Consider the following 21567-nt stretch of genomic DNA (forward strand, 5'->3'; position numbering starts at 1 on the left):
ACTTCCTAGGAACACGTCGTGGGACCGCGGCTCAGAGAGCGTGATCCTCAGTGCCACGCTTCGGGTCGCGAGACACTGTTTCGCACTCTATCCCGCACGGACCCCGGATGCCTCGCACGGGAGGTATTCGCGCGCGTTCGATCCGGTATGCTATCAGCCGATGAGGCTCGGCTGCAGATCGCGGAGCGTGCGGAAGTGCGTCATGCGCGTGACGCCGATCGCGGCCAGCACGAGGCCCCCGAGCATCCAGGTGAGAAGCGCCGCGACGTCGGACCCCACGCGGGCCAGATCGCCGCCGTACATGAGCTGGCGCATCGCGTCGACGACGTAGCCCATCGGCAGCACCTGGTGGAGCGTGCCGAGCGGAGCGGGCAGGGTCTGCCAGGGGAAGGTGCCGCCCGCCGTCACCAGCTGCACGACCATGAGCACGAGCCCGAGGAACTGCCCGACAGAGCCGAGCCAGACGTTGAGCGCGAGGATGACCGCCGCGTACGTGAACGAGGCGAGCACCATGACCCCGAGGGTTCCGAGGGGTTTGGCGAAGCCGAAGCCGAGCGCGAACGCGAGGATGCCGAAGAGCATGGCCATCTGCACCGCTCCGAGGAGCGCGGGGGTGAGCCAGCCGGCCATCGTGACGCGCACCGGGGAGTGCAGTGCCGTGACCGCCCGCCGCGAGATCGGCTTGACGATGAGGAACAGCGCGTAGATGCCGATCCACCCCGCGAGGGCCGCGAAGAAGGGGGCGAGCCCTGCGCCGTAGTCGGCCGCCGCCGCGAGCTTGCCCGATTCGATCGAGACGGGGTCGGAGATCGTCCGCGCCTGCTGCGCGCGCAGCTCGGCGGTCGAATCGGGGATCGCCGCGACGCCTGCATCGAGGCCGTCCCGCAGCTGCGTCGTGCCGTCTGCGAGGGTGCCGAGGCCGTCGGCCAGGGCCGAGGCGCCGGTGCGGAGCCGCGCTGCGCCGCTCGCGGCCGAGTCCGCTCCGGTCGCGACCTGATCGGCGCCGGTCGAGACCTGCGCGGCACCCGCCGCGAGGGCGTCGACCTTGCCGACGGCGGTCTGCACCGTCTGGTCGCCCTGACGGAGCCGGTCGGCGACGGGGTCGAGCTCGGCGAGCACGGCATCGATCTGCCCCTGATCGAGCCCCTGCGCGGCGAGGTCGGCGGCGATGGCATCGCGCGCCTGCGGCAGGGCGTTCGTCACGGCCTGAACGGCCGACCCCGCACGATCGGCATAGGCGGCGATCGCCTGCGTGCCGGCCGCGACCTGCCGGGCGCCATCGGCGACCTGCTGCGCGCCGGACGCGAGCGTCGCGGTGCCGTCGGCGAGCTCGGCGGTGCCGGACTGGAGCTGCTGGGCGCCGTCGGAGGCCTGCGCCGCGCCGTCGGCCAGCTGCGCGGCGCCGGACGCGGCATCCACGAGCTGCACGCGGATGTCGGCGATCCCGGTGAGGAGGCGCTCTGCTGCCTCTTCGCCGACGAGCTCGGCGACCGAGGCGCGGATCTTCTCCACGGCCTGCGAGCCGATCGTCGAGGCGAGGTAGTTGTTGGCGTCGTTGGTCTCGAGCCGGATCGTCGCGGGGTGGGGCGCGTCGCCCCCGGCCGAGGCGAGCGCCTCGGAGAAGTTCGACGGGATCACCACGACGAAGTCGACGGCGCCCTCCGCGAGCGCGCGTTCTGCGGCGTCTTCTGACAGGGCCTGCCAATCGAAGGCGTGGCCGTCGAGGAGCTTCGCGGCGACGTCGTCGCCGTAGTTCGCGGCGGGTTCGTCGACGGATGCCGCGACCCCCGCGTCTGCCTCGACGAGGGCGACCGGGATCTCGCCGAAGCGCCCGTACGGGTCCTGGTTGGCCCAGAGGTAGAGCCCGCCGTAGAGCACCGGGACGAGCACGAGGGCGGCGAGGGCGATGATCGACATGCGTGTCGCGGTCAGGCGGCGGAGCTCCGCCGAGATCATGGCGGGGATCTTCACGGCCGGCCTCCCGGCGTGGCGAGGGCGCTGTGCGGGCGCACGCGAGTCGGGCGCGCATGGACGCGGCTCGGGCTCGGGTGCACGCGGCTCGGGCGGATGCGCCGTGCCCCGCCGGAAGCTCCGGCCCCGTCATGCTCTGCGGCCGCGTCCTGCTCTGCGGCCGCGCCGTGCTCCAGCGCGGTGTCCGCCTCGGCGAGCACCGCTGTCGATGCCTCGCCCGCGACGACGAGCACCGCGAACCCTCGCCCGGCGTACTCGTGGGCGAGCGCCCACCACTCCCGCGGGTCGCCGCCGTGGCGATCGGGCGAGACGAGAACGAGCCCGTCGACGCCGCGCCGCAGCGTCGCGAGTTCGAGGAGGAGCCGCAGCCGTCGCTGCGGCGCGACGTCGGCGATCGGCACGCGCGCGAGGTCTCGAGCCTCCGCCTCGTCGAGCCATCGCAGCGCCGCGACGGGATCCGACCGCCGGCCCGCGAACATGAGCTCTTCGGCGACGATGCCCGCCACCGTCACGGTCGGCGCGGGGTCGGACACGTCGGGGGCGTCCACGAGTGCGATGCGGCGGCGGAGGGCCGCGGCATCCCGTCTCCCGTCGATGAGCACGTCTCCCGTGTCGGGCCGCATGCGCCCAGATGCCATGAGGCCGAGGAGGGTCGGACGCTGTTCCGTCTCGGCGACGGCGAGCACGACGCGCCCCGATGAGAACTCGGCGCTCGTGTCGGGCAGCGCGATGCCGCCGCGACCCTTCGACACGCCCGTCAGCGCGACGCGCATCAGACCTCCTCGAGGAGGTCGGGGTGCTCGGCGAGGAGCGCCTGCGCTTCGGTCCACGAGAGGCCGGCGATGCCGAGGACGGCGCGGACGGCGAGGGAACGGGCTTCGGAGGACGAGGCATCCATCCGTGTGATGACGGCGCGGGCCGTCTCCTCGACGAGGCGTGCGAGGGTCGGCGCCGAGACGTCGGTGCGGAGCACCCCGGCATCCTGACCCTCGCGGACGATGGCGGCGACGCGGCGCCGGACGGGGGCGAGGGCGTCGGCGGTGTCGTGCACGTGGGCCTCGTCGAGCGCGATGGACGCCGCGACCTGCACGTGCGCCGCCTCGCGCCACAGGAGCGATGCGAGGCGTGCGAGCGCGACGCGGGGATCGGCGTCGTCGATCGTGAGCGCGATGGCGTTGAAGCGCTGCGCGCCGATCGCGACGACGGCCCCGACGAGCGCGTCACGGTCGTCGAAGTGCCCGTAGAGGGCGCGTCGCGACAGGCCGGCCGAGCGCGCGATCGCGTCGACCGAGGCGTGGGGGTCGCGCGCGAAGAGATCGGTCGCGGCGGCGATGATGTCGGCGCGGTTCTCGATCGCGTCCCGGCGAGGGCGGCGAGAAGCCGAGGTGGGTGTGCTCACTCACCTCAGGGTACTAAGTTGCACACAACTGTGCAACTTAGCGTGGCGTCAGTCGGTTCCGGAGTCGAACGCGGCGCCCTCGGCTGCGGCATCCGTCGCGTCCGCGAGAGCCTCCTGTGCAGCGTCGAGCGGCAGCGCCGGCTCGGTGATCTCGTCGGCCTCGCCGGCGGTGACCCGCCCGACGAGCGCGCCCGTCGGACCGCCGATGAGCCCCAGCCCCGCGTACTGCTCGAGGCGCGCGCGCGAATCGGCGATGTCGAGGTTGCGCATCGTCAGCTGGCCGATGCGATCGGTCGGACCGAAGGCCGCATCGCCCACGCGCTCCATCGAGAGCTTCTCGGGGGCGTACGACATGCCGGCGGCGACCGTGTCGAGAATCGTGTAGTCGTCGCCGCGGCGCAGGCGCAGCGTGACCGAGCCCGTGATCGTCGATCCCACCCACTTCTGGATCGACTCGCGCAGCATGAGCGACTGCGGCTCGAGCCAGCGGCCCTCGTACATGAGCCGGCCGAGGCGACGCCCCTGCTCGTGGTACGTCGCGAGGGTGTCTTCGTTCAGGATGCTGTTGACCAGCCGCTCGTACGCGATGAACAGCAGCGCCATGCCGGGCGCCTCGTAGATCCCGCGGGACTTCGCCTCGATGATGCGGTTCTCGATCTGATCGCTCATACCCAGGCCGTGCCTGCCGCCGATGCGGTTGGCCTCGAAGACGAGCTCGACCGGATCGGCGAACTCGCGCCCGTTGATCGAGAGGGGGCGGCCGCCCTCGAACGCGATCGTGACGTCTTCGCGGGCGATCTCGACCGCGTCGTCCCAGAAGCGCACGCCCATGATGGGGTCGACGGTCTCGAGCGAGACGTCGAGGTGCTCGAGCGTCTTCGCCTCGTGCGTCGCCCCCCAGATGTTGGCGTCGGTCGAGTACGCCTTCTCGGCGCTGTCGCGGTAGGGGAAGCCGTGCGCGACGAGCCACTCGCTCATCTCCTTGCGCCCGCCCAGCTCCGTGACGAAGTCGGCGTCGAGCCACGGCTTGTAGATGCGCAGCGCGGGGTTCGCGAGCAGGCCGTAGCGGTAGAACCGCTCGATGTCGTTGCCCTTGTAGGTCGAGCCGTCGCCCCAGATGTCGACGCCGTCCTCCTTCATGGCGCGGACGAGCAGGGTGCCGGTGACGGCACGCCCGAGCGGCGTCGTGTTGAAGTAGGTCTTGCCGCCCGAGCGGATGTGGAAGGCGCCGCACGCGAGGGCGACGAAGCCCTCCTCGACGAGCGCGGTCTTGCAGTCCACGAGACGTGCGACCTCGGCGCCGTACTCGAGTGCGCGCCCGGGGATCGCCTCGATGTCGTCCTCGTCGGGCTGACCGAGGTCACCGGTGTAGGTGCAGGGGACGGCGCCCTTGTCGCGCATCCAGGCGACGGCCACGGAGGTGTCCAGGCCTCCCGAGAAGGCGATGCCGACGCGTTCGCCGATGGGCAGGGACTGGAGGACCTTCGACATACCCCCGAGTTTAGTGAGCGGCCGGCTCGGAACAGGACGGATGCCGCGACCCCTGGAGGCCGCGGCATCCGTCCGCTCTCTGCGAAGCCCGCTCACACCATGAGAGCGCCGCGGGTGCGCGGGTGCCTGCTGCGCGTCGCACGGCGGGCGCGGTACCGCCCGATCGCGACGATCATCGCGCCGATCCCGAGGAGGACCGCCGTCATGACCCCTATATAGAGGAGTGGCGCCTTGTACCCTCCCGCGAGGTGCGGGTCGAGGAACGGGTACGGGTACCACCACGGCGTCGTGCCGTCGGGGTTGGCCACGCGCTCGCCGCGCACCATCGTGTAGGTGATCCACGCGACGGGGTAGCCGACCATGACGCCGAGACTCCACCACGGAAGCGCCCGCCGGCGCGGTGCCAGCAGCAGGTCCAGCACGAAGTAGATCGGCATCACGACGTGCAGCACCTCGGCGGCGTACCTGTCGAGCAGCGCGATCCCGGCGGAGTCGCCCAGCGCGACCGCCGAGGGGAGGCCCCTCAACAGCGCGTTGTAGACGATGCCGAGCAGGAAGATCGGACCCGACACCACGGCCAGGCTGAGCGCGATGCCCAGTGGTTCCGGCGACGATCCGGGGTGCCGCTCCGCCCAGTTGGCGGCGACGGCGAGCGCTACGACGCTGAGAAGCGTCGTGACGATCGTGAAGAGGCTGAAGTAGTTCGCCATGACATCGCCGAGCTGCTCGTGCTGCCGAGCGGCTCGGTCGACATTGACCACGAATCCGGCGACGACGCCCGAGAGGGCAGTTGCCGCGGCCGCGATCCTGAACCAGACCCAATACATTTCGACGACCTTTCCGTTGTCACTTTCTCTGTGGATGTGTCGTCCCCCCAGTGAGGAAAGGTGTACTCGCGTGCAGCGGCCGAATCGGCGATTTCCGTGCGCAGCACAGCGTCTGGAACGTCCAGAACGCGTCGACCTTGTATGGGGCATACAACGTGTCCCCCCTTCGGAGGACAGTTCCTACAAAGCCGTGGGAAAGGGCTGGTCGGCGTTCAGATCAGGGCGGCGGCGCGGTCTTCCGCGGCATCCCCCACCGCCGCCATCCCACGCCGGCGGCCGACCCAGACGACCAGCCAGGCGGCGAGGGCGATGACGATCGCGATGCCCACGACATAGACGGCGACGGTCGCATAACCCTCGGCGAAGCTGTTCGGGTTGAGGAAGGGATACGGGTACCAGTACGGCTCGCCCGTGTTGGGATTCGTCGTGAGCGGCCCGCGGACGAGGGTGTAGACGACCCATACGACGGGGAGCACCAGCACCTCGGCGATCGCCCGCCAGGGGAGGGGCCGGCGCCGCGGCCCGAGGAAGAGGTCGGCGAGCAGGACGATCGGGCCCACGACGTGGAGCACCTCGTTCGACCACGGCACGGTCGTCCCCTGCGGAAGCGGGATGCCGCGCAGCAGCACGTTGTAGACGATCCCCGTCACGATCATGTAGCTCGTGGCGCAGGCGAGGGCGACGGCGAGCGAGCGGGGCTCGGGGATCTCGCGGCTGCGCCCCCTCGTCCAGAACCAGATCGCGGCCCACCCCAGCGCGACGACCGACAGGACGTTGGAGAGGATCGTGAAGAAGCTGAAGAAGTTGACGACGGTCGTGAAGACGTCGCCGCCTGCATCGACCATGCCGCCGATCGTGCGCGACGCCTGCGCGATGACTGCGGCGGCGATGAGGGCGGCGGCCACCGCCCGCACCACCGTCCAGGACTGCGCCCAGCGAGGAGTTCGGGTCATGCGCTCACGATAGCGACGGCTCGAACCGGACCCCCGATAGGATGGGGTGTAACCGTCCGGTACGAACGGGGGAGAGCCCATGCCTGGCATCGTGATCGTCGGAGTCCAATGGGGAGACGAGGGCAAGGGCAAGGCCACCGATCTTCTCGGTGAGCGCACCGATTGGGTCGTCAAGTTCAACGGCGGCAACAACGCGGGCCACACCGTCGTCATCGGCGACGAGAAGTACGCCCTGCACCTGCTCCCCTCGGGCATCCTGTCGCCCGGCGTCAACGCCGTCATCGGCAACGGCGTCGTGGTCGACCTCGAGGTGCTCTTCGCCGAGCTCGAGGCGCTGCACGCCCGCGGCGTCGACACCTCGCGCCTGAAGATCAGCGCCAACGCGCACATCATCACGCAGTACCACCGCACGCTCGACAAGGTCACCGAGCGCTTCCTCGGCAAGCGTCAGATCGGCACGACGGGGCGAGGCATCGGTCCCGCCTACGCCGACAAGATCAACCGCGTCGGCATCCGCGTACAGGACCTCTTCGACGAGAACATCCTCCGCCAGAAGGTCGAGGGGGCCCTCGACCAGAAGAACCACCTCCTGGTGAAGGTGTTCAACCGCCGCGCGATCACGTGCGACGAGATCGTCGACGACCTGCTGTCGTACACCGAGCGGCTGCGTCCCATGGTCGCCGACACGGCGCTGCTCCTGGACGACGCGCTCGACGCGGGCGATGTCGTGGTGTTCGAGGGCGGCCAGGCGACGATGCTCGACGTCGATCACGGCACCTACCCCTTCGTCACGTCGTCGTCGGCGACGGCGGGCGGCGCCGCGACCGGCTCGGGGGTCGGCCCCAATCGCCTCGACCGCATCGTCGGCATCGCGAAGGCGTACACGACGCGCGTGGGCTCCGGCCCCTTCCCCACCGAGCTCTTCGACGAGAACGGCGAGTGGCTCCGGTCGCGCGGCTTCGAGTTCGGCACGACGACGGGCCGTCCGCGCCGCGTCGGCTGGTACGACGCGCCGATCACGCGCTACGCGACCCGCATCAACGGCATCACCGACATCGTGCTGACCAAGCTCGACATCCTGACGGGGCTCGAGCGCATCCCGGTCTGCGTCGCCTACGACGTCGACGGCGAGCGGTTCGACGAGATGCCCGTCAACCAGTCGGACTTCCACCACGCGCGGCCGATCCTCGAGTACTTCCCCGGCTGGACGGAAGACATCTCGACGGCGCGCACGTTCGAAGACCTCCCGACCGCGGCGCAGGACTACGTGCTCGCGCTCGAGCGGATGAGCGGCACGCGCATCTCGGTCATCGGCGTCGGCGCGGCGCGCGATGCGGTCGTGGTCCGCCACGACCTCATCGACTGACGATGAGGTTCTGGCTCGGCGGGTACACCGCCGACATGAACGGCTCGGCGACGGGCATCGGCGTCCTGCATGCCGGCGCCCCCGACGACGCGCTCGCGGGAGGCTCGCTCGGATTCACCGGCGTCGCCGCCCGAGCGGACGGCTCGCCCTCGTGGCTCACGGCCCATCCTCGCCTCGATGTCGTGTACGCCGCCCTCGAGGGCGCCGGCACGGTGCAGGCGTTCCGGCGAACCGGCGAGGCATCCTTCACTCCGCTCGGCTCCCCCGTTCCCGCGGGCGAGGCCGTGTGCCACATCGCGGCGGCCCCCGACGGCTCGTCGATCGTCGCGAGCTGCTGGGGTGACGGGCGCGTCGTCCGCATGACGACGGATGCCTCGGGCCGCCCCTCGGCGCCGGTCGTCGCCCCCGCCGCGACCGACCCGTACGGCCCCGGCGCGTCTTCGACCTCCGTCGCAGGCGGCCTCGATCTCGCGGCGGCCGCGCGCGCCCTCCGCGAGGCGGCGGGCGACGAGTACGCCCACCTCGTGCCGGATCATGACCATGAGCCCGCCGGGGAGGCGCCCGCAGCGGAAGACGGGGCGCGTCCGTCGCACGCGCACCAGGCCGTCTTCCTCCCGGGTGGCGTCGTCGCGACGACCGACATGGGCCTGGACCTCGTGCGGGTCTGGCGGGCACGGCCGGCGGGCCTGGTGCCCCTGCAGGATGTCGTGCTGCCGAAGGGCTCGGGCCCGCGGCACATGGTGTGGCACCCGAGCGGGCATCTCTACGTCGTGACCGAGCTCTCGCACGAGATCTTCGCGCTCGCGCCCGACGAGGCCGGCACGTGGCACCTGGTGGCGGGCACGCCGCTGGGCGCAGGCATCCTTCCCGACGACACCGCTGCAGAGCTTGCGCCTTCGCGCGACGGCGCCTTCCTCTACGCGGGAGTGCGCGGAAGCGACACGATCGCCGTCGTCGGCGTGCGGGGCGAGGGGAACGACCTCCGCCCCATCGCGCTCGTCGAGGCCGGCGTGCACTGGCCTCGTCACCACGTCGTCATGCGCGACTCGCTGCTCGTCGCAGGGCAGCTCTCCGACGACATCGCCTCGCTCGGAATCGACCTGCGCACCGGCGTGCCGGGGCGCGTGCGGCACCGCTCCGCGGCTCCGTCGCCGACCTGTCTTCTCGCCGCTCGCTGAATTCTTCCCGCGGCTCGTCGAGTCGCGCGCCTCGCCCTCAGGGGGTGAATCCGGCCAACCGTCCGGCCTCCGGGGGTACCCCCTGCCAGGGCCCGGGATTAGCTTGAGATCGACGCTGGGGGACTGATCCCGCCGGGCCGGCGGCCATCGCTCACCACGTGTCGACCCACGACGTGAGAAGGGAAGACCATGGCTGAATTCCGTTACGGTCCGGTCGAGCTGTTTCTGCTCGGCCTCGAGGGGGAGCGGCCCGATCCGGGACTGATCGCCGAGCTGGCCGAGCTCGTCGACGACGGCATCCTCCGGGTGCTCGACTTCGTCGTGATCTCGAAGTCCGAGGGCGGCGAGGTCACGGTCGTGGAGATCGAGGACGACGACGAGGACTACGCGGCGCTCGATCTCGTGCTGTCGGGCATCACGGGCGAGGAGGACATCGCCGAGCTCGCCGAGCTCGTCCCCGAGGGCGGCTCGGCCGCCGTCGTGGCGCTCGAGCTCGTCTACGCGCGCCGCCTGGCATCGAGCCTCGCCGCCAGCGGCGGCGTCGTGCTGTCGTCCGAGCGTATTCCGGCGCCCGTCGTCAACGCACTCGTCGACGCCATCGAAGACGAGGTCGACGAAGAGATCATCGACGAGATCGAGCAGATCGCAGTGAGCGAAGGAGACAAGCAATGATCCGCAGAGTGGGACGCCCCGGCCTGGTCGGGCTCGCGGCGCGCACGGCCGTCGTCGCGGGCACCGCGACCGCCGTCAACGGGGCGATGAACAACCACCAGCAGCGCAAGGCGCAGGACCAGTACGAGCAGCAGCAGTACGAGGCCGCGCAGCAGCAGGCAGCCATGAACGCCGCCGCGCAGCAGGCCGTCGCGCAGCAGATGGCGTACGCGCCGCCGCCGCCGACGGCACCCGCTCCCGCCGCACCCGCGGCCGGGGGCGGCGAAGACATCGTCGCGTCGCTGCAGAAGCTGTCGGCGTTGAAAGACGCCGGCGCGCTCAGCGACGCCGAGTTCGAGGCGGCGAAGGCCCGCCTGCTCGGCGGCTGACCTCGCCGGCCGGCCACCTCGCCACGGGGCGCCGCGTCCTCATCTCCCACGGGTGAAGGGCACGGCGCCCCGTTCATGCGCGCAACAGAATGAAGCAGCGGACGGTGAATCCGCGGAAAAGTCATCCTCGGGAGGAATGCGCATGAATCTGTGGAGCAACTTCTGGGACGTGATCTGGTGGTTCCTCTGGATCTTCGCCTTCGTCGCGTACCTGTTCGTCCTGATCACGATCTTCAGCGATCTGTTCCGCGACCACAAGCTCAACGGCTGGTGGAAGGCGCTCTGGGTCGTCTTCCTGATCTTCGTTCCGTTCCTCACCGCGCTGATCTACCTGATCGCGCGCGGGCGCGGCATGCAGGAGCGCGCCCTCGCCGACGCCAAGCGTCAGCAGCAGGCGACGCAGGCCTACATCCAGTCGGTGGCGGGTTCGGGAGCGAGCCCCGCCGACGAGATCGCGAAGGCCTCCGAGCTGCTGAAGGCCGGCACGATCACGCAGTCGGAGTACGACCACTTGAAGGCCCGCGCCCTCGCCTGATCGGCCCGCCGCATCGCGACGAAGAAGACCCTCGGCCTCGCGCCGGGGGTCTTCTTGTCGCATTCCGCTTCGTGACGCTTCCGCGGATGTTCGCTTCAGTCACCTTTCATGCGTTGTAGAGTCAGCCCTGCGAGAGGCGTACAGTCGAATCCGTTCCGGCGGGCAAGTCGTGCGTGTCAATTCGCCGGTGCTCGATCCTCGCCATTTCGAACACCGCTTCCTCGGGGTGGAAGGAGGGCGGATGACGCTGCCGTCGAGTGCACTGTCGTCACGGGCCTGGACCCGGCATCAGCCGCCGACGCGCCAGCCGGTCAGCCTGTCACGGCCCGCTCTCCTCGAGACGCTCGATGAGATCGTCGACGAGTCGCCGGTCGCGATCGTCACTGCTCCGAGCGGTTTCGGCAAGACGACGGTCGTCAGCAGCTGGGCCGAGCACACCCCGCACCTGGTGGCGTGGGTCGCCCTCGCACCGGCCGAGGAAGACACCGTCGACGCCGCCGTCGTAGCGGCGATCGAGTCCGTCGTGCCACGGGAGCGCGTCGTGGCCTCCGACCCCTTCGGTCTTGTGGCCGAGAACGAGCGCGTCGACCTGCGGCACCGCCTCGAGGCGGCGCTCAGCGAGATGCTCGAGCCGATCGTGCTTGTGATCGACGACGCGCAGCGCGCCGGCGGGAGTCTCGAGTCGGGGCTGCTGGCGGGGCTCGTCGAGCACACGCCGTCGGCGCTGCACATCGTCCTGGTCGGAACGACGTCCCTCGAGCTCAGGGTGCCGCGCTTGGTGTTGAGTCGCCCGGAATCGGTCATCGGGGCGGAAGCCCTCGCCTTCGACGAGCTGGAGGTCGCTGCGTTGGCGACGGCGATGGAGAGCACGCTCGATCCCGCCGCCGTGCACGCCGAGACCGGTGGCTGGCCGATCGCCGTGCGCCTAGCCCTCATATCCCGCAACCCGCCTCGAGGCGGAGCGCTGCACCACACCTCGGGCCTCATGCAGGAGTACGTCCGCGACGTCGTGCTGTCGGGACTCTCACCCGAGCTCGCCCGGTTCGTGACCGAGGCATCCGTCACCGACCAGCTCACGCCACGGGTCGCCGAGCAGCTCACCGATCGCTCCGACGGCGGCCGGCTGCTGGAGCAGTGCCGGCGCCTGGGGCTCTTCCTCGACAGGATTGAGGGTCCTGACGGCCCCGTGTATCAGTGGCACTCGCTCTTCGCGCGCTACTGTCGCGAGCTGCTGGCCGAGAGCGATCCGCAGCGACTCGCCGAGCTGCGCTCGCGTGCGGCCGAGCTGCTGGCCTCGACGCGACCGCTGGAGGCCGTCGATCACCTGCTCGCCGTGGGCGATGCCGCCCGCGCCGAGCGTGTCATCCTCGACTCCTGGGTCGGGCTCATCGTGCTGAACTCCGCCGCGGCGCTCGACCGTGCCTGCCTGAGCCTGCCGCCGTCGCGGGCCGAGACGCCCGCCATCGCCCTCATCCGCGCCTGTGCGCGCGATGTACTCGGCGAACACCGATGGGCGCGCGACCTCTACCTGCGCGCGCAGGCCGAACTCGACCTGGCCGACGAGGATGCCATGCGCGCCCTCGATATCGCCCGCCTGTTCTTCCTCGACGACCGCGAGGAGCTCGGCGTCGCACTCGCGCCGGTGCGGACGCGTCTGCTCGACACCCGGTCGGTGTCGCCGCGCGAGCACGCGGCCATCTGCTTCGTGCTGGGGTGGACCGAGATACGCCACCGCATGCACCCCGACCGCACGATCGAGACGCTCGAGCTCGCCGTGCGCGAGGCGACGGCCATCGGCGACCGACCGCTCGCCGCGCGTGCCACGGGCGTGCTCGCGTACGGGCTGACGTGGGCGGGGCGGCTCAACGACGCCCGCGCGGTGCTCGCCACCGTCGACATGCAGGAGGTCGAGACGACGGGCTGGATCGCCTACGTGGGCGGCAGTGGCGCCGTCGCCGCGGGCGTGGCCGCGTACTGGGCCCACGACCTCGAGAGCGCAGAGGACGAGTTCCGCCGCGTGATCGTCTTCGGCTCTCCCCACGGCGTCTTCGCCGATCTCGCGCGCGTCATGCTCTCGTTGGCGGCCGCGGCATCGGGTGATGCCCGGCAGTGCCGGAGGGCGGCGCTCGAACTGCAGTTCCTCCCGCGCACCGAGGTGCAGGGCGTCCACTGGCCGAAATTCCGCCTGACCGCCATCGCCCTCCTCGAAGAGGCGGTCGGACATCGGGATCGCGCGCTCGAGATCGCCCGCGGGCTCGCAGGTGAGAGCGCCATGCCGATCATCGCCGTGCACGTGGCGGGCATCCTGCGCCGGGCGGGCGCCTACTCCGAGGCGCTCGCGGTGCTGCGTACCCTCAAGGCGTTCGCGGGGATCTCGTACGTCCGCGTCGCGATGCTGACGACCAACGCCCTCGCGCATTGGTCCAACGGCCAGCTCGAAGCGGCGCACGAGCTGTGTGAGCAGGCCCTGGATGCCGCGGCGACCGAGCTCATCCGCTCGCCATTCTCCGACGACGATCCCGATCTGCGTGAACTGCTCGGCGCGCACGTCGCGTGGGGCACGGACTACGAGGAGTTCCTCCTGTCGTGCCTGCGCCCCGTGTCGGCGAGCTCGGCGCTCGCCGTGCTCTCCGAGCGCGAGCGCGACGTCTTCGAGCAGCTGCGCACGACGCTCACCACGATCGAGATCGCCGAGCGGCTGGGCGTCTCGGTCAACACGGTCAAGACGCACCAGCGCTCGATCTACCGCAAGCTCGGTGTGACCTCTCGCCGCGAGGCGCTGCGTCGCTACACCTGAGCGACGCCGTCCGCTCGGCGCGGGCGGGGCGCGGCATCCGTCGCGTGAGACGTGCGGATCTTCGCGTCCTGACGCGGTATGAAGATCTGCTTGATGATCAGCAGGATCGAGGCGGTCACCGGGATCGCGACGAGCGCGCCGAGAAGGCCCAGCAGCGTGCCGCCGACGAGCGCGCCGATGACGACGAGGGCGCCGGGCACCGAGACCGTCTTGTTCATGACGCGGGGGGTCAGGACGTATGCCTCGACCTGGATGTAGATGAGGTACACGACGCAGAAGATGAGCGCCGACACGGGGTCGGAGAACAGTGCGAGGAAGGTCGCGAAGATCAGGTAGCAGACCGAGCCGATCAGCGGGATCAGCGTGATGCAGAAGGCCGCGACCGCCATGAGGAAGGGGAACGGCAGCCCGAGCACGAGGTGGAGGATGAGGCCCACGACCGAGTTGAAGAAGGCCAGGATCACCATGCCGGTGAGGTAGCCGCCGATCGAGTCGGTGATCTGGTTCGTGAGGCTCGTCACGGTGGGCCGGCTGTGGGCGGGGGTGAGCTGCGCGAAGGCGACCTTCATGGCGGGAAGACCCGCGAGGAAGTAGAGGCTCAGCACCACGATGATGAGCAGGCCCGAGATCGCCAGGCCGATGTTGACGCCCAGCTTGACGATCCCGCCGCCGATGGCCGCGAGGTTCGCGGGGTTCGTGAAGAACGCCTGCACCTGCTGGAGCATGTCGCCGGCCTGCGCGCCGAAGGTATCCTGCAGCCACCCGTAGGTGTCGGACTTCTGGAACTCGGCGATGAGCGACGGGATGTTCTGGATGAGCGCCTGACCCTGCTCGAACAGCGCCGGGATGAGGAACCACAGCAGCAGGATGACGATGATCCCGAAAGTGCCGTAGACGATGACGATGCCCCACGGCCGTGAGATCCGGTGCCGTTCGAGGCGCTTCACCACGGGATCCAGCGCGAGCGCGACGAACAGCGCCATCACGATGTAGATCACGATGGTCGACAGGTTGATGAACGCGACGCCGAGGGCGAAGGCGACGAGGCCGCCGATCGTGAGGATGAGACCTGTCGCGAACGGGTGCCCGACGTTGGTCCAGATCTCCCGCTGCGGCTTGTCGATGATCACTGCGGGGATGATCTCGTCGGCGAAGGACTCCCCCGCGTCGGTTCCCGCCGCAGGGTCGACGGCGAGCGGGCGGGCGCTCTCGACTGCTTCGGTCATGGCCACACTCTAGGGCCCCGTCCCGCGCGATATTGTCGAGTGACGAGGAGGACCACCCATGACAGGCGAGGATCCGACGCAGACCCTGCTGCGTCTGCGCAGCAGCATCGACAACATCGACGCGGCACTGGTCTTCATGCTGGCCGAACGCTTCCGCTGCACCAAGCAGGTCGGCGATCTCAAGGCCGAGCACGGGATGCCGGCATCCGACCCCGCCCGCGAGGAGCAGCAGATCGCGCGGCTGCGGGCGCTCTCCCACGACGCCGACCTCGACCCCGAGTTCGCCGAGAAGTGGTTCAACTTCGTCGTCGCCGAGGTCATCCGCCACCACACCGCCGCGGCCGACGGCCGCTGAGGCCTCTTCGCCCGTCCGCTTCGAGGACGGATGCCTCGCCCCGCCCGGGACGAGGCATCCGTCATCGAAACGGCTACGGGACCGTCCGCCGGAGCGTGAGGAAGGCGATGCCGGCCAGCACGGCGGCCAGGACGAGCGACCATGCCGTGGTGCCCACGACGCCGGCCGTGGCCACCCACGTCCAGATCTCGTCCCACATGTCCGCACGGATGGCGAGCCACAGCAGTCCGACGAAGAGGAAGCCCAGGCTCACGAGCACGATCGTGAGCACCGTGCCCCCGAAGCGCTTGTAGATGGTGGCCGCCCAGAAGCCCACGATGAACAGCAGCATTGCCATGACGGCGTAGAAGAAGCCCGCGCCGAAGGCGCCCGCCTGCCAGACCCACGGCAGGTAGAAGTAGTAGCCGTTCAGCCCCCAGCCGGTCGTCGCCTGCTCGACGAGTCCGCCGATCATGTAGATGGCGGCCAGGAGCACGGCGGCCAGCCCCGAGGTGAGGAGCGTCCCGAGGTAGAACTCCCGCCGCGTGACGCTCATCGCCTGCGAGAACGGAAATGTCATCGTGAGCGCCTGGATGCCGACCGCGAGGAGGTACCAGAGCGGCGCCTGCGCGGCCCCGCCGTACTTGGGGGCGTCGACGGGGATCATCGCGTAGACGAGCATCGACAGGGCGAAGCTGCCGCCGAGGATGATGAGCGGCATCCAGACGAAGGTCTGCCGGTTGACCAACTGCATGCGGATGACGTTGAGCGTACGGTTCATCGGAGCGCTCCTTCCTGTGTCGAGGGGTGTTCGCCGTTCGCGTGCTGCGTCGTGCGGACGATGAGCTGCTGCAGCGAGACCGGCGCGATGTCCAGGCCCGAGGCGGCGACCTCGCGGCGGTCGTCGTCGGTGAGGGCGCCGAGCACCGTGACAGACGAGACGTGGCCGAGACTCTCGCGGTGGATCACCTCACGACCGCGGACGAACGCCTCGACCGCGGCCGTCTCACCGACGATGTTCGCGGCGCGGTCCCGCACGGCATCCGTCTCCTCGTTCATGAGGATGCGCCCGCGATCGATCACGAGCACCCTCTCGATGAGGTTCGCGACCTCGTCGATGAGGTGGCTCGACAGGATGACCGTGCGAGGCGCCTCCGTGTAGTCCTCGAGCAGGCGGTCGTAGAAGATCTGGCGTGCGACGGCGTCGAGCCCGAGGTAGGGCTCATCGAAGAAGGTGATCTCGGCGCGCGAGGCGATGCCGATGATGACGCCGACGGCCGAGAGCTGTCCGCGCGAGAGCTTCTTGATGCGCTTGCGCATCGGCAGCTGGAAGTCGGCGACGAGCCGGTCGGCGAGCTCCTGGTTCCACCGCGGGAAGAAGAGCCGCGCCGTCGCGAAGGCGTGCGAGGGCAGGGCATCGTCGGGGTAGCGCTGGCTCTCGCGGACGAAGCACATGCGGCGCAGCACCTTGGCGTTCTCGTACGGGTGCTGGCCGAAGACGCGTACATCGCCCGACGTCGCGAAGTTCTGCGCCGTCAGGATCGACATGACGGTCGTCTTGCCGGCGCCGTTGCGGCCGAGGAGGCCGTAGATCCTGTCCTTCTCGATCGCGAAGCTCACGTCGTCGACCGCGACGGTGTCGCGATAGCGCTTGGTGAGTCCGGCGACCTCGATGACGGTCTCGGTCGGAGTGGTCATCATGCCCTTCCTTCGGAGGCGGATGCCGCGACCGGCGCCGAGGCGCGCTCGCGGACGAGTTGAGCCAGCTCCTCGGGGCCCAGGCCGAGCTTGCGGGCCTCAGCGAGGAGGGGTTGGACGTAGCGATCGGCGAACGCGGAACGGCGCTCGTCGAGGAGGGTGGCGCGAGCGCCGGGGGCGACGAACATCCCGATCCCGCGCCGCTTGTACAGCACGCCCTTGTCGACGAGCATGGCGATTCCCTTCGCGGCCGTGGCGGGGTTGATGCGGTAGAAGGAGGCGAGCTCGTTCGTGGACGGCGCCTGGCTCTCTTCGGTCAGCGACCCGTCGACGATGGCGTCCTCGACGCTCTCTGCGATCTGCAGGAAGAGCGCCCTGCCTTCTTCGATCACGGTGTCCACCCCTGTGGTTAGTTACTTGAGCAACTAACCATGCAACAGGGAAAGCCGAGATGTCAAGCGCCGTTGCGTTGACCGTGACTCGGCGCCGCCAATAGGTTCGCTGTGACGAAGGGAGTCGCAGCATGCAGCAGCCGATCGCCTTCGTGCTCGGTGGGGGAGGCGTGCGGGGCGCCGTCGAGATCGGCATGATCCGCGCGCTCTTCGAGGCGGGCGTGCGCCCCGATCTCGTCGTCGGCACCTCGATCGGCGCGATCAACGGCGCCCTCGTCGCGAAGGACCCGAGCCTCGGCGTCATCGACACGCTCATGCACGCGTGGACGTCTCCCGAGGCGAGCGCCGTCTACGGCGACTCGCTCATGAGTCAGCTCGGGCGCCTGGTCAAGACGAAGACGCACCTGAATTCGCCGCTCCCGCTGCGCGTGCTGCTCGAGCACAGCCTCGGCGGCGCTGCCCGATTCGAAGACCTCGCGGTGCCGCTGCAGGTCGTCGCCGCGAGCATCGAGCGCGCCGCCGAGCACGTCTTCGACTCCGGGCCGCTCATCGACGCGATCCTGGCCTCGGCATCCGTCCCGGGACTCCTCCCGCCGACGGCGATCGACGGCGAGCACTACATGGACGGCGGCATCGTCAACTCGATCCCCATCGAGCAGTCCGTCGCGGCGGGAGCGCAGACGATCTTCGTGCTGCAGGTCGGGCGCGTCGAGACTCCGCTCGTCGTGCCGAAGTCGGCCGTCGACACGGCACGCGTCGCGTTCGAGATCGCGCGGCGGCACCGCTTCGCGCGCGACCTCGCGACGCTCCCCGAGGGCGTCGACCTCTACGTGCTGCCCAGCGGCGGCTCTCTCGAGGGCGACGATTCGATCCGGGCCTATCGCCGGCTCGACACCCTCGAGCAGCGCATCGACCGCGCGCATGAGGCGACGCGGGACTTCCTCTTCGAGCGCGGGATGCCGCCGCTGGCCACCGCGCAGGGCTCGGCGGGGGAGCCCACGTGAAGCTGCCGCCGAAGTGGGTGCGCCGCGTCATCCTGGCCCCCCTCGTGATCGTCGTGGCGCTGCTGCTCGTCGTGACGATCCCGCTGTGGCTGCTCGGGGCCATCGGCCTCACCTCCCTCGTGCCCGGGAGGTTCCGCCTTCCGCGCGTGCTGTGGCTGGTGACTGTCTACCTCCTGTGGGACTCCGCCCTCCTCGTCGTGATGTTCGCCCTGTGGATCGCATCGGGCTTCGGCTGGAAGCTCGACACGCCCGCTTTCCGCGCGGCCCACTACCGCATCGGCGCTCGCGGGCTCGAGATCCTGTTCGAGATCTTCGGTTCTGTGCTGCGGCTGGCGATCGTGACATCGGCCGGCGAGACGGAGGATCCGGATGCCGCGACCGCCGCGTTCGATGCGCTCTTCGCCCCCGGCACGCCCCTGGTCGTCGCGAGCAGGCACGCGGGCCCGGGCGACTCGTTCATCCTCATCCACACGCTCCTCAACGAGGTCGCCCGACGCCCCAGGATCGTGCTGAAGTACACGATGCAGTGGGACCCCGCGATCGACGTGCTGCTCAACCGCATCCCGACGCGCTTCATCGTCCCGTCGGGCTTCGGCGGAAAGGCGAAGGGGGGCGGACGCGGCGTCGAAGACAGCCTCCGCGACCTCGCGACCGACCTCGGCCCCGACGACGCGTTCGTCATCTTCCCCGAGGGCGGCAATGTCACCTCGACCCGCCGGCGGAGCCGCATCGACCGGCTCCGCGCCTCCGGGCGTACGGCGCTCGCGGCGCGCGCCGAGGCCATGATCCACGTCATGCCGCCGCAGCCGGGAGGCATGTTCGCGGCGCTCGAGGCATCCGCCGGCGCCGATGTCGTCTTCATCGCGCACACGGGGCTCGACCGTCTCGTCACGATGGCCGACATCTGGCGCGAGCTGCCGATGGACAAGCGCATCACGATGCGGGGCTGGCGTGTGCCCCGGAGCGAGATCCCCGAGGATCGCGACGCGCAGGCCGAGTGGCTGTTCGGCTGGTTCGAGCGGATCGACGGGTGGATCGCGGCTCAGACGCCGATCGACGAGAAGGCCGGAGTGACGCCGCTCGCGTGAGGATCCGGGCGCTGCGCCGTCGGGGCGAGCCGTCAGGGCCGGGGCTTGGGCCGGACGATGCGGCCGGGGGCGGTCTCGGTCGTGCGCGACGGCACGGGCCAGGTCTGCCCCGGGTGGACGGCACCGGGCACAGGAGCCCGCTGAGGCTCCGGAGCGGGTTGCGGCGCGGGGGCGCGCAGGGGTTCGGGGGCGACGGATGCCTCGGCATCCGTCCCTCCGGCGGTCAGCTCGAGCGCGACCTGCTTCTCGAGCACGACGACCGCTTCGTCGGAGAGCGAGATGAGCCCGTCGAGCTCTTCGCGCACGCGCTTGTAGGCGAGCTGGCGCTCGGCGGGGGTCGCGGCCTGATCGATCGCGATGGTGAGGAGCTGCTTGGCGGTGTCGAGGCGCTTGCGCTCGACCTCGGTGAAGCCGGAATCCTTGATGCGCCGGGCGTCGCGCTCGGCGACGTCGAAGGCGACCTCGTAGTCGGTGACGGCGTCGCGGTACTCCGTGAGCTGGGCCTTCGTGAGCTTCGTCTTCGGGGTCGGCGGACGCAGGCCGTCGGCGACCTTCTTGGCGCGCAGGAACGCGGCGGTGAGGGGCTGCCGGCCGTCGCTCATCGCCGGGAAGGCGATGAGCTTGGCGACGTCGAGCTCGTACTCCAGCCAGCGCGCCGTGACGGCGTCGTGGGCGGCGAAGAGGCGCTCGAGCTGGCTCGCCGGCGCCGAGACGTGTCCGTCGCGCGCGGCCGGGGCGGCAGGTGCGTCGGACAGCTGCTGCGCGACCGACCCCGTGACGGGGTAGGCGGTGCGCCCGCGCGCGGCGGCCTGGGCGGCCTTCAGCTCGGCCTTGGCGTGCAGCACCTCCAGGCGCCGCTTGTGCCGGCGGCGCGCGCCACGCTCCCAGGCGCTGCCGACGGAGGCCAGCACGCCGAAGAGTGGGAAGACGAGCCACCAGTACCCGCCGATGAACTCGAACACGGGCTGCACCCTGTCATGCTAACCGTGCCGCGCCCCGCGCGTGCGGAGAGTCAGTCGACCGTCAGGAAGCGGGGCGGTGCGGCGTGCGCGAAGGAACGGGCCAGAGCGGATGCCCCGGCTCGCGCGTCGGCGCCGGCGCGGGCTGCGCGGCACGCGGCGCAGCGGGCGGGGACGCGGCATCCGTCCTCTGAGCCTGCGGTGCGGGAGTCGTCCTGGCGGCGCGCGGCGTCGTGGCGTCGTTGAGGCGCTGCGCGATGGCGGCGACCGTCGCGGCGCTGTCGGTTGCCCACGCGATCGCGGCGCTGGAGCGCTCGATGAACTGCTGCGCGGCGGCCGACCACGCGGCCGCGGGTTCGGGCTTCGGCTCGGGCGGCACCATCCCCGCCGCGCGCGCCTCACGCCACGCGACCTGCTCGGCGGACTCGAAGGTGCGGGCGACCTCGGTCACGGCGTTGCGGTAGGCGACGTATTCCAGCGGAGTCATACGTGCCTGCGGCGAGGCCGGGCGCAGGCGCTGCGCCTCGGCGCGCGCCGTGAGGTAGACCGCGGTCGCGGGGACGCGTCCGTCGCTCATGCCGGGGAAGACGATCAGGCGCGCGGGATCGGTCTCGTACGCGAGCCACCGCTGCGTGATGTCGTCGTGCATCGCCATGACCTGCGCGAGCGGGCGGTGGGCGGGGTCGGTCGTCGCGGCGAGACCCGCGCGTGCGGCGCTGACGCGCGCGCGGCGCAGGCGCACGTCGGCCGACGAGGCGCGTACGTCGCGCTGCGCCAGCGCGAGGCCCTGGCGAGCGGACGCGACCTCGGCGACCGAGGACCGGCCGGCTGCCCGCTCGGCCTGCACACGCATGAGCTCGGCGCGCGCGAGCTTGAGCGCGCTGCGCGTCGACCACGCGCGTGCGCGCGCATCGTGCAGTTCGAGTCTGGCCGCGTCGTACTCCAGCCGACGTGCGTCGACCGCGCGCTGATGCCGAAGTCCGAGCATCGCAATCACCCCCGCCCCGGTCGTGACCGGCACGATCCACCACAGCTCGGCGATCATCGCCCACAGCGGATCCACGCGGCCATGGTAGCCCGCGCACCGTCGCCGCGGCTGGGGATCAGCCGAAACCGTGCCCGCGGGGATGCGGACGGGCGGCCCTTCAGAGCAGCCGGGTCAGCCGAACAGCAGGGCGAGGACGGTCGCCCCGCCCCCCACGAGGATGAGGCTCACGATGACGATCCACGCCGTCATCTTCACGCGGCGCTGCCGCGCATCCTGGAACCCGGCGTACTCGTCGTCGTGGGACATGGCAGCAAGTCTAAG

Annotated in this window: 22 protein-coding genes; 9 read left to right on the plus strand and 13 right to left on the minus strand. The window is 70.6% G+C overall.

Annotation, left to right across the window (positions count from 1 at the left end):
* Positions 1-153: 153 nt before the first annotated feature.
* From ACSBPH_RS10860 to ACSBPH_RS10885, 6 genes are all read right to left on the minus strand, one after another.
* Complete coding sequence (locus tag ACSBPH_RS10860) at positions 154-1971, minus strand: YhgE/Pip family protein (RefSeq protein ID WP_442574352.1); 1818 nt, start codon at positions 1969-1971, stop codon at positions 154-156.
* A complete protein-coding gene (locus ACSBPH_RS10865) occupies positions 1968-2744 on the minus strand; it encodes a hypothetical protein (protein WP_442574353.1) in 777 nt (258 codons plus the stop codon). The genes ACSBPH_RS10860 and ACSBPH_RS10865 overlap by 4 nt, the downstream gene beginning before the upstream one ends.
* The gene (locus ACSBPH_RS10870; RefSeq protein ID WP_442574354.1) at positions 2744-3370 is read right to left on the minus strand and encodes a TetR/AcrR family transcriptional regulator; all 627 of its coding nucleotides are present in this window, start codon (positions 3368-3370) and stop codon (positions 2744-2746) included. The genes ACSBPH_RS10865 and ACSBPH_RS10870 overlap by 1 nt, the downstream gene beginning before the upstream one ends.
* A gap of 48 nt (positions 3371-3418) precedes the next feature.
* Positions 3419-4861: an argininosuccinate synthase gene (gene argG / locus ACSBPH_RS10875; protein ID WP_442574355.1), complete on the minus strand. Its 1443-nt coding sequence runs from the start codon at positions 4859-4861 to the stop codon at positions 3419-3421.
* A 92-nt stretch (positions 4862-4953) separates the two neighbouring features.
* Positions 4954-5688: a Pr6Pr family membrane protein gene (locus ACSBPH_RS10880; RefSeq protein ID WP_442574356.1), complete on the minus strand. Its 735-nt coding sequence runs from the start codon at positions 5686-5688 to the stop codon at positions 4954-4956.
* A 212-nt stretch (positions 5689-5900) separates the two neighbouring features.
* On the minus strand, positions 5901-6641 hold the full coding sequence (locus ACSBPH_RS10885) for a Pr6Pr family membrane protein (protein WP_442574357.1): 741 nt from the start codon (positions 6639-6641) through the stop codon (positions 5901-5903).
* Positions 6642-6720: 79 nt separating this feature from the next.
* Between ACSBPH_RS10885 and ACSBPH_RS10890 the strand changes: the two genes are divergently transcribed.
* The 6 genes from ACSBPH_RS10890 (at position 6721) to ACSBPH_RS10915 (ending at position 13557) form a co-directional block, all read left to right on the plus strand.
* Positions 6721-8007: an adenylosuccinate synthase gene (locus tag ACSBPH_RS10890; RefSeq protein ID WP_442574358.1), complete on the plus strand. Its 1287-nt coding sequence runs from the start codon at positions 6721-6723 to the stop codon at positions 8005-8007.
* 2 nt (positions 8008-8009) lie between these two features.
* Positions 8010-9185 (plus strand): lactonase family protein, encoded by a 1176-nt coding sequence (locus tag ACSBPH_RS10895; RefSeq protein WP_442574359.1) that lies wholly within the window; start codon positions 8010-8012, stop codon positions 9183-9185.
* A gap of 189 nt (positions 9186-9374) precedes the next feature.
* The gene (locus tag ACSBPH_RS10900; protein WP_442574360.1) at positions 9375-9857 is read left to right on the plus strand and encodes a DUF6325 family protein; all 483 of its coding nucleotides are present in this window, start codon (positions 9375-9377) and stop codon (positions 9855-9857) included.
* Positions 9854-10225, plus strand: a complete 372-nt coding sequence (locus tag ACSBPH_RS10905; protein WP_442574361.1) for an SHOCT domain-containing protein — start codon at positions 9854-9856, stop codon at positions 10223-10225. The genes ACSBPH_RS10900 and ACSBPH_RS10905 overlap by 4 nt, the downstream gene beginning before the upstream one ends.
* A 142-nt stretch (positions 10226-10367) precedes the next feature.
* Positions 10368-10760 carry an SHOCT domain-containing protein gene (locus ACSBPH_RS10910; RefSeq protein WP_442574362.1) on the plus strand — a complete coding sequence of 131 codons (393 nt, stop codon included), beginning with the start codon at positions 10368-10370 and terminating at the stop codon, positions 10758-10760.
* A 241-nt stretch (positions 10761-11001) separates the two neighbouring features.
* The gene (locus ACSBPH_RS10915; protein ID WP_442574363.1) at positions 11002-13557 is read left to right on the plus strand and encodes a LuxR C-terminal-related transcriptional regulator; all 2556 of its coding nucleotides are present in this window, start codon (positions 11002-11004) and stop codon (positions 13555-13557) included.
* Here ACSBPH_RS10915 and ACSBPH_RS10920 read toward each other — a convergent pair.
* Positions 13548-14783, minus strand: a complete 1236-nt coding sequence (locus ACSBPH_RS10920; RefSeq protein WP_442574364.1) for an AI-2E family transporter — start codon at positions 14781-14783, stop codon at positions 13548-13550. The two genes, ACSBPH_RS10915 and ACSBPH_RS10920, sit on opposite strands and share 10 nt — an antisense overlap.
* A 58-nt stretch (positions 14784-14841) precedes the next feature.
* Between ACSBPH_RS10920 and ACSBPH_RS10925 the strand changes: the two genes are divergently transcribed.
* On the plus strand, positions 14842-15138 hold the full coding sequence (locus tag ACSBPH_RS10925) for a chorismate mutase (RefSeq protein WP_442574365.1): 297 nt from the start codon (positions 14842-14844) through the stop codon (positions 15136-15138).
* 73 nt (positions 15139-15211) lie between these two features.
* On the opposite strand, the gene ACSBPH_RS10930 is transcribed toward ACSBPH_RS10925, so the two are convergent.
* From ACSBPH_RS10930 to ACSBPH_RS10940, 3 genes are read right to left on the minus strand one after another with little or no spacing between them, the layout of a single operon-like run.
* Complete coding sequence (locus ACSBPH_RS10930) at positions 15212-15898, minus strand: hypothetical protein (protein WP_442574366.1); 687 nt, start codon at positions 15896-15898, stop codon at positions 15212-15214.
* Entirely contained in the window at positions 15895-16815 is a 921-nt protein-coding gene (locus ACSBPH_RS10935) for an ABC transporter ATP-binding protein (protein ID WP_442574367.1), read from the minus strand. The genes ACSBPH_RS10930 and ACSBPH_RS10935 overlap by 4 nt, the downstream gene beginning before the upstream one ends.
* Complete coding sequence (locus ACSBPH_RS10940) at positions 16815-17207, minus strand: GntR family transcriptional regulator (RefSeq protein WP_442577292.1); 393 nt, start codon at positions 17205-17207, stop codon at positions 16815-16817. Before ACSBPH_RS10940 ends, ACSBPH_RS10935 begins: the two co-directional genes overlap by 1 nt.
* Before the next feature lie 131 nt (positions 17208-17338).
* On the opposite strand from ACSBPH_RS10940, the gene ACSBPH_RS10945 reads away from it, so the two are divergent.
* Positions 17339-18211 carry a patatin-like phospholipase family protein gene (locus ACSBPH_RS10945; RefSeq protein WP_442574368.1) on the plus strand — a complete coding sequence of 291 codons (873 nt, stop codon included), beginning with the start codon at positions 17339-17341 and terminating at the stop codon, positions 18209-18211.
* Positions 18208-19299: a 1-acyl-sn-glycerol-3-phosphate acyltransferase gene (locus tag ACSBPH_RS10950; protein WP_442574369.1), complete on the plus strand. Its 1092-nt coding sequence runs from the start codon at positions 18208-18210 to the stop codon at positions 19297-19299. Before ACSBPH_RS10945 ends, ACSBPH_RS10950 begins: the two co-directional genes overlap by 4 nt.
* Before the next feature lie 32 nt (positions 19300-19331).
* On the opposite strand, the gene ACSBPH_RS10955 is transcribed toward ACSBPH_RS10950, so the two are convergent.
* From ACSBPH_RS10955 to ACSBPH_RS10965, 3 genes are all read right to left on the minus strand, one after another.
* Positions 19332-20270, minus strand: coding sequence for a hypothetical protein (locus ACSBPH_RS10955; RefSeq protein ID WP_442574370.1), 939 nt, complete (start codon positions 20268-20270; stop codon positions 19332-19334).
* 52 nt (positions 20271-20322) lie between these two features.
* Positions 20323-21321 (minus strand): hypothetical protein, encoded by a 999-nt coding sequence (locus ACSBPH_RS10960; RefSeq protein ID WP_442574371.1) that lies wholly within the window; start codon positions 21319-21321, stop codon positions 20323-20325.
* A 96-nt stretch (positions 21322-21417) separates the two neighbouring features.
* Complete coding sequence (locus ACSBPH_RS10965) at positions 21418-21552, minus strand: hypothetical protein (protein ID WP_442574372.1); 135 nt, start codon at positions 21550-21552, stop codon at positions 21418-21420.
* Positions 21553-21567 lie beyond the last annotated feature (15 nt).

Source organism: Microbacterium sp. F51-2R (assembly GCF_052180235.1).
Taxonomy (GTDB): domain Bacteria; phylum Actinomycetota; class Actinomycetes; order Actinomycetales; family Microbacteriaceae; genus Microbacterium.

Excerpts from the sequence above, each read along its gene's own strand:
- ACSBPH_RS10865 (WP_442574353.1), bottom strand. The coding sequence starts at position 2,744 with ATGCGCGTCGCGCTGACGGGCGTGTCGAAGGGTCGCGGCGGCATCGCG.
- argG (WP_442574355.1), bottom strand. The coding sequence starts at position 4,861 with ATGTCGAAGGTCCTCCAGTCCCTGCCCATCGGCGAACGCGTCGGCATC.
- ACSBPH_RS10880 (WP_442574356.1), bottom strand. The coding sequence starts at position 5,688 with ATGTATTGGGTCTGGTTCAGGATCGCGGCCGCGGCAACTGCCCTCTCG.
- ACSBPH_RS10885 (WP_442574357.1), bottom strand. The coding sequence starts at position 6,641 with ATGACCCGAACTCCTCGCTGGGCGCAGTCCTGGACGGTGGTGCGGGCG.
- ACSBPH_RS10890 (WP_442574358.1), top strand. The coding sequence starts at position 6,721 with ATGCCTGGCATCGTGATCGTCGGAGTCCAATGGGGAGACGAGGGCAAG.
- ACSBPH_RS10895 (WP_442574359.1), top strand. The coding sequence starts at position 8,010 with ATGAGGTTCTGGCTCGGCGGGTACACCGCCGACATGAACGGCTCGGCG.
- ACSBPH_RS10900 (WP_442574360.1), top strand. The coding sequence starts at position 9,375 with ATGGCTGAATTCCGTTACGGTCCGGTCGAGCTGTTTCTGCTCGGCCTC.
- ACSBPH_RS10905 (WP_442574361.1), top strand. The coding sequence starts at position 9,854 with ATGATCCGCAGAGTGGGACGCCCCGGCCTGGTCGGGCTCGCGGCGCGC.
- ACSBPH_RS10910 (WP_442574362.1), top strand. The coding sequence starts at position 10,368 with ATGAATCTGTGGAGCAACTTCTGGGACGTGATCTGGTGGTTCCTCTGG.
- ACSBPH_RS10915 (WP_442574363.1), top strand. The coding sequence starts at position 11,002 with ATGACGCTGCCGTCGAGTGCACTGTCGTCACGGGCCTGGACCCGGCAT.
- ACSBPH_RS10920 (WP_442574364.1), bottom strand. The coding sequence starts at position 14,783 with ATGACCGAAGCAGTCGAGAGCGCCCGCCCGCTCGCCGTCGACCCTGCG.
- ACSBPH_RS10925 (WP_442574365.1), top strand. The coding sequence starts at position 14,842 with ATGACAGGCGAGGATCCGACGCAGACCCTGCTGCGTCTGCGCAGCAGC.
- ACSBPH_RS10930 (WP_442574366.1), bottom strand. The coding sequence starts at position 15,898 with ATGAACCGTACGCTCAACGTCATCCGCATGCAGTTGGTCAACCGGCAG.
- ACSBPH_RS10935 (WP_442574367.1), bottom strand. The coding sequence starts at position 16,815 with ATGACCACTCCGACCGAGACCGTCATCGAGGTCGCCGGACTCACCAAG.
- ACSBPH_RS10945 (WP_442574368.1), top strand. The coding sequence starts at position 17,339 with ATGCAGCAGCCGATCGCCTTCGTGCTCGGTGGGGGAGGCGTGCGGGGC.
- ACSBPH_RS10965 (WP_442574372.1), bottom strand. The coding sequence starts at position 21,552 with ATGTCCCACGACGACGAGTACGCCGGGTTCCAGGATGCGCGGCAGCGC.